The organism is Psychrobacillus sp. Z3-81, from assembly GCF_056620325.1.
Genome location: NZ_JBWQPU010000011.1, coordinates 81,260 through 94,676 on the forward strand (window position 1 = coordinate 81,260; position 13,417 = coordinate 94,676).

A 13,417-nucleotide genomic window follows, 5' to 3' on the forward strand; every position below is an offset into this window, starting at 1 on the left:
AACCAAACTCTATCTGAGAGTTTGGTCTTTTTCATTGTGTATGAAGATATTTACTTGCAAGAAATGATTTCCATAACGCTTTACTTTTTATTACAAAGTTAATAATTTTATAATGTATAAACATGAGTAAAGTCGTCTTTTTTAGTTAATATATGGTTCTGTTATACACTTTTTACTAATGATTTTTTTCTTCTCTGACTCTAAAATATTATCTATGAAAGGAGAAAGAGAAGGGTAATGAATACGAATAAAATCACATTTAAACTTTTGTTTTCACTGATGATCATTACTTCTGTTTTAGTAGTGTATCACTCAATCGTCAATGAAAACTTAAATTGGTACCAATACATCCTGTTGTGTATGGAAACCTATCTATTTATTTTTACTACATATTACATGATATTGACGGTTTTTGGGTGGAAAAAACATAAAAGAAATTATACCATTCAACCGCCAAGCAGCAAATTTCTTATTTTAGTTCCTGCTCATAATGAAGAAAAAGTAATCTCAGGAATTATTAATAATTTAAAGAAGGATATTAATTATCCGAAGGAATTATATGACTTCTATATACTTGCGGACAATTGCTCCGATGACACTGCCAAGATTGCTAGAGAGTTAGGGGCAAACGTCTTTGAGAATAAGAGTAAAAAAGGAGATCCGAAAGGGAAACCATATGCGATCAAAGCATTTTTAGAGCATCATCGCAACATACTGGATAAGTTTGATATTATCACCATATTCGACAGTGATAATATTGTGCATTTTGACTATTTTAATGAAATAAATTCCCAATTTCTTGCAAACAATAAAACAAACCTAATTCAATGTAGAGTACTAAGTAAAAACCCAAGTGACAACTATATTTCAGGAGGATATGCACTTTCTGAAAGCTTTATGAACCGCTTTTATACAATTCCTAAACAAATTCTAGGTTTGAATACGACAATCCAAGGAACCGGATTCAATGTTAGAACGGACTATTTGAAACGTGTAGGCTGGAATCCTAAGTCTATAACCGAAGATTTTGAGTTTCAAGTGGAAATGTCCAATCTGAATGAGCATTCGGAATTTAATGCTTTCGCATATATATATGATGAAAAACCTATTTCACCTAAGAACTCAATTATTCAAAGACTTAGATGGTCAAGAGGACATTGGAACGTTGCTTTCTCTAATTTCTTTCATATTTTGAAATCAATTTTCCAATATAGAACATTTACTCAGATTGATACGTTCTTTTATTCCTATAATATGTCCCGTACCTTCATGATACTAATTGGATTTGCTTTATCGTTCATTAGTTTGTTTGTATATTTCATTTTCGGAACTGGCATAAGCTTTTTGCAGTTCTACTCTAATCCAATTATCGTCATCCTCAACTTAAGCTACAATGTTGTACTCTTCTATGTTTCTTATCGAGAGCAAGTGAAAGACAAGTCCAAAAACAATATATTCTATTTTATTTGGAGCTATGTATGGTTCACCCTAACCTATTTACCACTACACATTGTTGGAATGATCACTTATAGAAGACAGGTATGGCAACGCACGGAGAAATTTATCAATATCTCATTGGATGAAAGATTAGAAAAGTAGTGGAGATTAGGAATGCCATTAAATGACTGGAATTTTTATAGTTCCACTATGATTGACTTGGTTGATAGTTTAGAAAGAGATTTATTAAATAGTAAAAAACAGATAATCGTAACGGCAAACTCCCTGATGGTAAGAGAGGGCTACCGAGATAGCGACTTTAAAGAGATTATAAGTAAAGCAAATCTTACTGTTCCTGATGGAATAGGTGTAGTAAAAGCACTGAAGCTATTAAATAAACCCGTTAGTGAACGAATTACTGGTATTGATTTAATGAAAGAACTATTGAGTATCGCGAATAAAAATAAGTTAAAAATATTTTTATTAGGCGCCAAGCCAGAGGTTATTACAAAAACCGCTGCTGCTATAGTATCGGAATATCCACAAATTAAGTTAAGTGGTTATCAACATGGCTACTTTACATCTGATGAGAAAATGATAGATTGTATTGCTTCACACGAGCCAGATATCGTATTTGTAGCATTAGGTTCTCCGCTACAAGAAAAATGGATAGCTGAAAATAGTGGGAAATGTAAAAAGGGACTTTTCATTGGTGTGGGAGGAGCCTTTGACGTATTCGCTGGCGAACGAAAAAGAGCGCCAGAAATATTCATTAAGCTAAATTTAGAATGGCTATATCGGATTGCTTTTAAAAAAGATAAATCTATCTTACTTTATAATTTATTTGTTTATATGATCCTTGTAGGCAAAGAATTCTTATATGTCAAAAGAAGAAACAAGAAAAAAAGCTTACAGGCTTAGACGAATGAATCATTGTAATAAAAGTTCTCTTAGAGAGGTAAGACCTGACTCTAGTTGGGTCTTTTTTTATTGCCTTCTTGATTGAAGAATTCTTTCATTAGTTGTAGTAGAGTCCTTATTTTTTTCGACAATTCTCTTACTTTCATGACATTTCGATAATCTATTCTACTCGACCACATCCAACCTTATTTTAGTATTTCTATTAATTCTCAATTTACAGAAATTTTAATCATAAATATCTAGTACAAGGGTAACCAAATATGATAGTCTAATAATAAATGGGTGTATAACTTTTATTGGTACATAAGGTATAATTTCGGATAATAGTTTGTGCCTATTGATAAAGAGAATAAAAGATTATAGGAGGATGGGAATGAGAAATAAAAAAGGCTTTCAAAAAGCAGTAACAGCAACTATTTTAGCTGGTGCTATGGTTGCAACTGTGTCAACTGGTGCTCAGGCACAAGATGTATCTTTTAAGGATGTAAAAGAGACACATCATTTTTTTGATGCGGTAAAAAAATTAAGTGCTGATGGGGTTATCAAAGGGTATGAAGATGGCACTTATAGACCAGGCGAGAATATCAAGAGAGCACATGCTGCAAAAGTGATAGCGCTGGCATTAGATTTGGATACGAAAAATGTAAAGGATCCTGGCTTTAAAGACGTAAGCAAGGACAACCCTTATTACGGATACATTGCAGCTCTAGTGGAAGCAGGCATCCTTAAGGGCTACGACGATCAAACCTTTAATCCTAACGGAAACCTAACTCGTGCTCATATGGCTAAAATGATAACAGAAGGATTTGATTTAGAAGAAAATAAGCTATCATCCTACTTACCATTTAAGGATATTAATAGTAAGCAATGGTTTGCAGACTATATCCAAACAATCTATGCACACAATATTACTACTGGTAAAACCGAGGATACATTTGAACCGAATGCAAACGTAACACGTGGACAAATGGCTTCCTTCCTTTATAGAGCAACAGGCTTTAATCTGACAATCATGCATTTCAATGATACACATGCACAACTAGACAATGGTGCTAAGAGAGTTACAGCGGTCAACGAGCTTCGAGCAAACAAACCATACTCCTTGTTGCTTGATGCTGGGGACGTGTTCTCTGGATCCTTATATTTTAACGAGTACAAAGGCCAAGCTGATCTAGCAATCATGAAGTTAATGAATTTTGACGCAATGACTTTCGGGAACCACGAGTTTGATTTAGGGGATTCCGAAGAAGGGCATAAAGCTCTAGTAGATTTCATCAAAGCTGCAAATTTCCCATTTGTATCTGCAAATGTTGACTTCTCGAAGGATGAGCTATTTACTGGCTTGTTCCAAACGAAAATTGAATCGGAGCCTAAAAATGCAAATATCTATTCTGGTATCGTGAAAGAAGTAAACGGTGAAAAAATCGGTATTTTCGGTTTAACTACAGCAGAAACAGAATATATTGCTAGTCCGAACAAAGTGGCGTTCACGAATTATATCGAAGATGCAAAGAAAATGGTAGCTGAGTTTGAAAAAATGGGTATCAACAAAATCGTAGCCCTTACTCATATTGGATACGATGACAATCCAACGGTAGACAATGATTTAGAGCTTGCAAAAGCAGTAAAAGGAATCGATGTGATTGTAGGTGGACATAGCCATACAACGTTAGCTGAGCCTGTCGTTGTAGGAGAAAATGATTCTCCGACACTTATTCTACAAGCTGGGCAATATGCAGAAAACTTAGGGACATTGGATGTAATGTTTGATAAAGAAGGTCATATTATTTCCCATGCTGGAAAACTGATTAAAGTAGCGGATAAGGCAGAGGATTCAGCAGCAAAATTGATTCTGTCTAAGTATGCGGCTAAGATTAATGAAATTAAAACAACAGAGTCAGGAGCTGTTACTTCTGCAGAACTGATTAACCCTCGTGAAGAGGATAATAATGTTCGTAAAAATGAAACGCCACTTGGAAACCTTATCGCGGACGGTATGTTGAAGAAAGCAAGAGAATACGATAAGGATATCATCATGGCGTTCCAAAACGGTGGAGGAATCCGTGCTGCAATCGATGCAGGTCCGATCACTATTGGAGAAATCATTACAGTGCTTCCGTTCGGAAATACACTTGCAACAATGGAGCTAACTGGAGCAGAATTGAAAGAAGCATTTGAAACCAGCTTAAAAGAATTACCTGAACGTGAAAACGGTGGTTTCTTGCACGTAGCTGGAGCACAAATAAAATATGACTCTACGAAGCCAGTAGGTGAAAGAGTCGTGTCTATCTCTTACAAAGAAAATGATTCCTACACTGCTGTCGAAGCAGACAAAAAATACACCATCGCAACAAATGCCTTTACAGCTAAAGGTGGAGATGGATACGCAGTATTCGAAAAAGCATACAAAGAAGGACGAGTAACAGACTTAGGTCTTAACGACTGGGAAAACTTCCGCGATTACTTAGTAAGCTTGAAAACAGTAGAACCAAAAGTAGAAGGTAGAATTGTAGATATCTCAAGTAAAGAATAAGATTGGAATGGGCTCCTGGAGTTACGGGGGAACATCTGAGAAAAATATGATGGCACCTGCGAAGTTAAGACGCAGGTGCTTTTCCTTTTGAGATTCTATCATAATGAACTATGAATCCTTTTAATGAAAGTATATAGATGTTAATGCCATGAACCAAATGTTCATGGCATTTTTTATTGTCCAGCTTTTTTGTCTTGCCCCTCGAGATCTAATGTAGCCAGGCTATGCTGACTAGGAGCAGTACCTTGTTATTCCCCATTTTTTTAAAAATAGCTATAATTATATTTTTGGGAGTCATAGATGTCCAATGATAAACATATAGAGAATGGTGAATTGGTTTTTTGGTCGAGAAAGTAGAGGGAGATAAAGGGGAAGAGTTTTAAAACCGGAGAGTCTTTAATCTCGGAGGGGAAAACAGAAGATGGAAGGAAAATTAAAATGTCGAAACAAAAAAACAGAAGATTACTTATAGTATTAATGGCAATAGAGATGTTATCTTTGATGTTACTGCCTATTAACACATTTGCGAATACAAATGCCTTTGAGCAGAAAATTCTAGTAGAAGCTTCTTCTCACCAGACGGAATTGAAGGTTGATGAAGATCAAATCGAGTTGCCTACAGATTCAACAACAACACCATCCCCAAATCCCATACATGACATTCCGGTGTTCCCAGACGTGAAAGGACATTGGGTATCTCAGTATATGGAGAAAGCGACCTCACTTGGTTTATTCAAAGGATTCGAAGACGGCACGTTTAAACCGAATGCACCGATGACGAGAGTGCAGGCAGTTAGCTTAGTAGTTCGTTTGCTTGGCGTTGAAACGGAACAACCAGCTCCATTCACCGATGTAGTGAATTTTTCTGAGGAAACACAAGTTGAAATCGCAACAGCTTATAAATACGGTATTGTTAAAGGTAACACAGAATTAAAGCCAAATGATGAAGTTACTCGAGCTCAGCTGGCATTAATGCTAAAGCGTTTATATAATTTTCACTATGGAAAAGAATATGTGCCAACCGTAAAAGCTCCTTTCTTGGATTATGGACAATACGATGAAGAAACACAAAATGCTATCTCCATGCTATACGAGTTTAAAATAGTATCAGGTAATAATGGTAACTTCCTGCCTGGCGAGCCAGCAACCAGAGCACACGTTACCAAGATTTTCGTGAATTTAATGGAAAATAATTTCTTGCCGGACTACTAGGTTTCCTAGTAGTCTTTTAATGTCGTGCGGCATTTTCTAGTTTTTACGACATTGTCTCGCTTTTTTACGACATTACCACTAATTATTACGACATTGGACCTCTATTTACGATATTTCCATTCATTTTTACGACATTGTCCCCCCTTTTTACGACATTCATCTACATTATTACGATATTCCCCCCAATTTTTACGATAATCTATTCTCTGGATCTTAAAATCCCCTCGACTAACTTTTCTTGTTTTGTGAAAATGGTTTGTACACTGCTGTTGAAGTAGAAAAAATACATCATAGCAACAAATTTTTTCACTGGAGATATCTCTAATAAATAATAAGAGAGAATGAGCTTCTGGTAACAGTAGAAATATAGAAAATAGGACAAAACATATATCTTGCTTGATGAAGTATGTCTTTTTTGAAATCTATTAATCAATATCTCTTTATAGTAAGTAACTCTATTGGTTCGGAGCAGCGTCGACGACTCCTGTGGGAGCAGGGTGGTAGGTAAGACAGCACAGCCACGCGCGTTAGCGTTGGGTGCTGGCTTACCTTGTGGAGGGAAAACTAAGAACGTCACATCGTGTGACAACGTTTTCCTGACCAACATCCTGTTGGCCTCCGGAAAGCGTCCGACGCAGCGAAGAACCACAGGTCCGAAAAATAAGAAATAATTTCTCCCTTATACTCCTTCGCTTCTAGGTCTATTGATTATATAAAAATGAATCTCTATATTCATTTTAAATAGAAGAAATAGAATAATAATTACTAGATAAAAAATTCCAAACAACTCCCAATTTACTACTCATCTAAGCCTGCAGTAATAACAACTTTTTTGTAACGATAGACAAAAAGTAGGTGTTTTTATAAAAGTTTACAACAAATCAGAAAATACATGAAAAAGTCAACAATTTTTTACAGAAAAGAAACAAACACGTAACGTTTATCATATTATCTTTATCTTTGAAATAATGAGAAAATATGATAAATTCTATTATACGCACCAGGACTATTGTAAGAAATGGTGTTAATTAGAAAAATGGGGGGATAAGTTTGGCTACAATCAAAAAAACCTTGCTATTAACTGTGGTCTTTATGTTGGCATTCACCAGCTCTGTGTTCGGGATGTCACCGAACAATTCAAACAATCTACAGTTAAAGCAAAAAACAGAAAATGTTCTTCCGAAGAATCTGGCGAACCCAGAGAATCCGGATGAAAAAGTAAGAATTATAGTAGAGCTGACTAACGCTCCTACTATAGAAAAGGCTACACAAAGAGGTTTATTGTACAAAAAACTAAACAAAAATGAACGAAGAACGTTAGAAGAGAACGTAGAAGAAGAACAAGTAAGTGTACAAGCGACAATCGAGAAAGAAACTCCTTCTATAGAAGTGTTGGAGAGCTTCACGACTGTCTTTAATGGTTTCTCTGCAGAAGTAGAAGCGAAATTTGTGGAGGAAATAGCTGCAACACCTGGTGTTAAGGCAGTATATGAATCTACTAAATATGACCGCCCTTCTATCAAGCCAGAAATGGTTTACTCGAAAGAATTAGTACAAGCACAACAGGCTTGGAATGACTATAACTTCCGTGGGGAAGGGATGGTAGTGGGGATTATTGATACGGGAATCGATCCAAGTCATAAGGACATGATTCTTTCAGACAACGCCGCTGCTGAACTAACAGAGGAAGAAGTTAACTCCTTCTTAGCAAATGGAACACTGGAACAAGGTCAATTCTATACAGAAAAAGTTCCTTTTGGCTATAACTATATGGATGGTAACAATGAAATACTAGATTTAGGACCAGATGCTTCCATGCATGGTATGCATGTTGCTGGGACAGTTGGGGCTAATGGTGAGGAAGAAGGAAACGGAGTAAAAGGGGTGGCTCCTGAGGCGCAGTTATTAGCGTTAAAGGTTTTCGGCAATGACCCAGGCTTCTCTTCCACCTATGGAGATATTTATATCAAAGCAATCGACGATGCGATTAAGCTTGGCGCAGACGTGATCAACATGTCTTTAGGGGCGACGGCTGGTTTTGTGGATGATTCAAGTCCGGAGCAACAAGCAGTGAAACGTGCAACAGATAATGGTGTGTTAGTTGCAATCTCTGCAGGTAACTCAGCGCTATACGGAGATGGGTATTTTTATCCGCTTGCTGAAAACCAAGACTATGGTTTAACTGGATCGCCAAGTGTATCAAGAGATTCCTTTGGTGTTGCATCCTTTGAAAATAGTTTCATCACTTCTTACAGCTTTAATTATCAAATCGATGGAGCAGCAGCTGGGCAAGCCTTATATTTATTAGCAAATGCAGCAGACCCAATGGAGAAATTCAATGGACCTGTAGAGGTGCTAGATGCTGGTATTGGTCAACCTAGCGACTTTGAAGGCAAGGATTTCACTGGAAAAATAGCATTGGTGGAACGTGGGACGATCGGTTTTGTTGATAAAGCTCTAAATGCTCAACAGGCAGGTGCAGCAGGAATCATTATCTATAATAATACAAGTGGAACGATCAACATGGCATCGGATCCAGCTATCAACATACCTTATCTATTCGCATTACAAAACGATGGGAAAAAACTGAAGGAAGCAATCAATGCTAATGGAACAGTAACCGTTTCATTTGAAGGTGAATTTATCGAAACTGCTAACCCGACGGCTGGAGAAATGAGTGCCTTTACCTCATGGGGACCAACTCCTAACTTGGACTTCAAGCCTGAAGTGACGGCTCCAGGAGGAAACATTTTCTCTACGTTAAATGACAATAAGTACGGAATCATGAGTGGAACTTCCATGGCTGCACCGCACGTAGCTGGTGGAGCAGCGCTGATTCTAGAAAGAATCGACAACGACTTTAACTTAGCGGATTCTGAAAGAGTTCGTTTAGCTAAAAACTTACTAATGAATACTGCAAAGCCTGTAGAGTTTAATCCTGGAGAATATGTATCTCCGAGACGTCAAGGAGCAGGATTAATGCAGCTTGCAAACGCATTAGCTACAGATGTAGTTGTGACAAATGAAGAAACAGGACTAGCAAAGGTTGCTTTAAAAGAAATTGAGAATAATAGCATTTCCTTTACTTTACAAGCGCAAAACTATTCAGATGAAGAAAAAACTTATGATGTGGATGTTGCTGTACAAGTAGATAACGCAACGTCTGTTGGTGGCGATGTGGTTACTGCTCCAAATCAAATCGGTTCCGCTGTTGTTACGGAGGATGTAGCGATTGATACACCTGAACAGCTGACAATCCCTGCAAATGGTTCGGCAACACTCACAGTTCAAGTAGATGTAGCAAACTTAGAAAGCTTAAAAGAAACCTTCACGAATGGATTCTTTGTGGATGGCTTTGTTACTTTAACGGACAGTAATGAAGAGGTAACTGGAAACGTACCTCTTACGGTTCCTTTCTACGGATTTAACGGAGAATGGGACGATGCAAGAATCTTTGATTATTTCATGTGGGAAACTAAAGCATATTGGGGATACACTGGATTAGTAGATGATCAAGGTAATTTTATCGATGGAGATGGAAGCTTTCACCCTGACTATTTCGGATTCTCTCCAAATGGAGATGGTATGAGAGATAAGGCTTTACCGGTCTTCTCTTTATTCCGAAACGTGAAAAATCTAAAAGTAGAAGTATTAAGTGCAGATGGAAAATCACTTCGAACAATTCGCACAGACCGAAACTTAACAAAGAACTACATTAGCTCAAACCCTTATAAATACAATAACAACTATGCTTGGGATGGAAAAATAAATAACCAATTAGCTGCAGATGGCGATTACTTCCTACAAGTTAGCGGAGTAATAGACTACGAGGGAGCAGAATGGCAATCCATTAAACTCCCGGTAAAAGTAGATACAGTAGCTCCTACTGCAGATGCAACTTTGAACCAAGAGACGAAGACCATCACAGTTGTTAATTTCCAGGACAATCAAAACGGTACTGGGGCAAGAAAATGGCAAGTGCTTGTGAACGGTGAAGTGGTAAGCGTTGATCAGGAGGATGACTACTTAGAAAGCTCCGAAACACAATTTACCATCACGCAAGATATCCAAGCGGATGACAAGCTGGAAGTAGTGTTTTTCGATGGTGCCTTTAATTCTACTACTCACTTGTTAGAAACGGAGAGAGAAGAAGAGGAGGAAGAGGATACAACAAAACCAGTCATCTACATCGACAGCCCGGCATATTTCGATGCTTTTAATAAGAGCAAAGTAGAAGTAAAGGGACGTGTAGAAGATGATTCGGCTATTGAAACGTTGACGATCAACGGAAAGAAAGCAGATAGTTTTGATGGAGAAAACTTCTCTCATACTTTGACGCTGAAGGATGGGGTACAGGATATCTCTGTAACAGCAATTGATGAATATGAAAATAAAATGCAAATTAGCCGTAAAGTTTTTGTGGATACACAAGCTCCAAAGCTAACGATTAAAAGTATCTATCCGCTAATTACATTGAATGACAAGGTAAAAGTAAAAGTTTCCGTTCAAGATAACTTTGATGAAATCAGAGTGAGAGTAAACGGAGATGAGAGATTTGCCCAAGATCTTTCAGAGCCATATAAAATGGCAGGATTTAAGAAAGATTTAGAGCTAGAATTGTCCTTAGTAGATGGTAAAAATACCTTTGTAATTGAAGTAGAGGACTTAGTTGGTCACAAAACAACGAAAAAAATCGAAATAAGAAAGATGAAAAACATATTTGATAATTGGGGAAAGAAATAACAAGAGGAAATAAGTATTTAATATCCCCAAAAAGTTTCAGGAGTTCGGGTTTTCCCGAACTCTTTTTTTGTGAAGGGAATTTATAAATGCTTACGGGAAATTTTTATTAAAATACAAATCAACAAAACCTAAAAAAGTAAGAATAACTTTTTTGTTAGTAGATTTTAAGATTTCATTAAATTTTCAAATGAAACTAAATTATGCTAAATAATAAGCGATAGCTAAAAAAATTTCATGAATTCTAGAAAAAAATTTAAGATGCACCATTTTAAACTATAAAATAGCTCGACATTTATCTACAAAATTCCTCTTACTAGATTTTTTTATAGATTTATCTTTAACAGAATCAGGATATAGTGTGTTATTATTTACTAGAATTTGCTTCACTATTAAGAATATACTAACAAACAAGGAGGAATTTTAAGTGAAAAAATCTAATTATTTATCCAGTAAATTTTTCAAGGCTGCCTTGGCTGCTTCTTTGGCATCCGGTGCTTTTGTTACAACTGCTTCGGTTAGTTCCGACGCTGCAGAAAACACCTTCAAAGATCTTCTTCCTTCAAACGGTCACTATGAGGCAGTGTTAGAATTAGCAGATCGCGGTATTATCAAAGGATTTGAAGATAATACCTTTAAGCCAAATGGATCTGTTACACGTGGACAAGCTGCGAAAATAATTGCCATGGCCCTAGAACTAGACACGATAGACGTTAAAAATCCAGGATTTGCGGATGTTAGTACTAATCATACTTACTACGGTCCTATCGCTGCACTTGTGAATGAAGGGATTATTACTGGTTTCACGGAAGACAATACGTTTCGCCCAGGTGACACGTTGACGCGAGCACAAATGTCTAAAATACTATCGCTAGCTTTTAAACTTCCGGAAGCAACAGAAATAGATAATACTTTCACGGATGTAAAACCTCATCATTGGTATAAAGGATATGTTCAAACTTTAGTAGACTTGGGAATTACAAAGGGTGCCACTGCGACAACCTTTGAGCCTGGATCACCAGTGAAACGCGGACAATTAGCGTCCTTTATTGTTCGTACAGAATCAAAAGTTCCTGATTCAGAAAATCCCATTATCATTCCAACACCTGGACCAGTTACGGAAGGGAATGTAGCTTTAAATTCTATGATTAAATCGGCTGTAGATGGGATAGACAGTTCACTAGAGGAGAAAATTGACCTAACATTAAATGATAAAACTATCCAGGTAAATATTAAAGATAATAGCACTACGATTGGTGAGTTTAATGAAGTTTCAAAACCGGTATTAGATGTATTCCATACAAATACGGTGGTGGAAACAGCGGTAATTACCTTGGTATCACCATTGGGCATTACCCAAACTATATCTGAAACTGCAGAAAATAATAATGGTATAAATTTAAATGACTTACTTGCAAAAGGTATGACTAAAGCAAATATTTCACCTACAAGCCCCATCGCTTTCTTAACTGGATCAACAGTTTCCTTTACAGTTACGGGTACACATGATGTCAATCAAATAAATGACGTTTACTATTTTAAATTTTAATATAGGAAGAAAAAACAACCAGTTATCAAGTGGATAGCTGGTTGTTTTTCAAGATGCCTATTCAACTTCCCTACTAACTCATAGCTGTTTTTTACTATATCTTTAGCTGTATAAACATTTAATATGGCAGGTTAAGTACAGGGTCCATTATCTCAAATTGTTATCTTGCCTACAGTTTGTAAATGCTTCATGGTAAACTGAAAAAAATGTGAAAAAGGGGAATTCTATGAAAAAAGGAAGAAAGACAAAAATCTTGCTCCTATCTTTTTTTGTTTTAATTGTGGCAGTCGGGGGATATTTACTTTATGAGTTTAAATTCAAACAGTATGATGTGGCGGACGGAGAAGTCGAAAAAATTGTGGAGGATCCATATATAGTAGAATTACCCGACGGAAGTAAAATTACTTTTGATTCAGAAGGAAATGTGAGCGAACTAGGTAAAGGAGAGGGAGAGAATCTTATAGAGGCTGAATCAGGTGATACCTCAGCTCAGAATTCTAATGCTACCAAATTGACAAGCTCAGCTGCTTCTGAGGAGACAGGAGATACTAAGAATATCTCAAACCCTCAAACTCCAACAAAAGCAGGAAAGAACAATGAGCAAGAGGTAACTGTAGCATCTATTAAACAGAAGTATGTTCCTATATTCAGTGAGCTCGAATCACAGGCAGACAAGAAAATAAGTGCATTAGTTGGACATGCAAAAAAAGAGTACCAGGATAAAAAAGCAAGTGGTGAGAGTATCGAGTTTGGATATTTTTATAACAAATATATGAGTTCGGCTAATAGCTTAGAGAAAAGCACGGATACCGTTTTTTATGGTGTATTGACAATGTTGGAAAACGATTTAGTGAAAAATGGCTTTGATAAGTCATATGCACAAAGCTTTAAGGAAGAATATGAGGAGAAAAAAAAGGCAAGAAGAGAAGGAATCTTGACTAAAGCTTTGGGCAACTAACAATTAATTAATGAGGAGACATTTTTGTTAATTGCTACAATCAACTTCATGAGCATATAAGCAAAAT

7 protein-coding genes are annotated in these 13,417 nt (G+C 36.7%); all 7 read left to right on the forward strand.

Annotated elements, in window-relative coordinates:
- Window positions 1-237: 237 nt before the first annotated feature.
- The 7 genes from AC1ECF_RS12835 (at window position 238) to AC1ECF_RS12865 (ending at window position 13,350) form a co-directional block, all read left to right on the forward strand.
- Window positions 238-1,599, forward strand: a complete 1,362-nt coding sequence (locus AC1ECF_RS12835) for a glycosyltransferase family 2 protein (RefSeq protein ID WP_480389826.1) — start codon at window positions 238-240, stop codon at window positions 1,597-1,599.
- Between the two features lie 12 nt (window positions 1,600-1,611).
- Window positions 1,612-2,358 (forward strand): WecB/TagA/CpsF family glycosyltransferase, encoded by a 747-nt coding sequence (locus tag AC1ECF_RS12840; RefSeq protein WP_480389827.1) that lies wholly within the window; start codon window positions 1,612-1,614, stop codon window positions 2,356-2,358.
- A 373-nt stretch (window positions 2,359-2,731) separates the two neighbouring features.
- Window positions 2,732-4,891, forward strand: a complete 2,160-nt coding sequence (locus AC1ECF_RS12845; RefSeq protein WP_480389828.1) for an S-layer homology domain-containing protein — start codon at window positions 2,732-2,734, stop codon at window positions 4,889-4,891.
- A 438-nt stretch (window positions 4,892-5,329) separates the two neighbouring features.
- Window positions 5,330-6,103 (forward strand): S-layer homology domain-containing protein, encoded by a 774-nt coding sequence (locus AC1ECF_RS12850; RefSeq protein WP_480389829.1) that lies wholly within the window; start codon window positions 5,330-5,332, stop codon window positions 6,101-6,103.
- A gap of 1,050 nt (window positions 6,104-7,153) precedes the next feature.
- A complete protein-coding gene (locus AC1ECF_RS12855; protein ID WP_480389830.1) occupies window positions 7,154-10,846 on the forward strand; it encodes a S8 family serine peptidase in 3,693 nt (1,230 codons plus the stop codon).
- A gap of 424 nt (window positions 10,847-11,270) precedes the next feature.
- Window positions 11,271-12,392, forward strand: a complete 1,122-nt coding sequence (locus AC1ECF_RS12860) for an S-layer homology domain-containing protein (protein WP_480389831.1) — start codon at window positions 11,271-11,273, stop codon at window positions 12,390-12,392.
- Between the two features lie 226 nt (window positions 12,393-12,618).
- The gene (locus AC1ECF_RS12865) at window positions 12,619-13,350 is read left to right on the forward strand and encodes a hypothetical protein (RefSeq protein ID WP_480389832.1); all 732 of its coding nucleotides are present in this window, start codon (window positions 12,619-12,621) and stop codon (window positions 13,348-13,350) included.
- Window positions 13,351-13,417 lie beyond the last annotated feature (67 nt).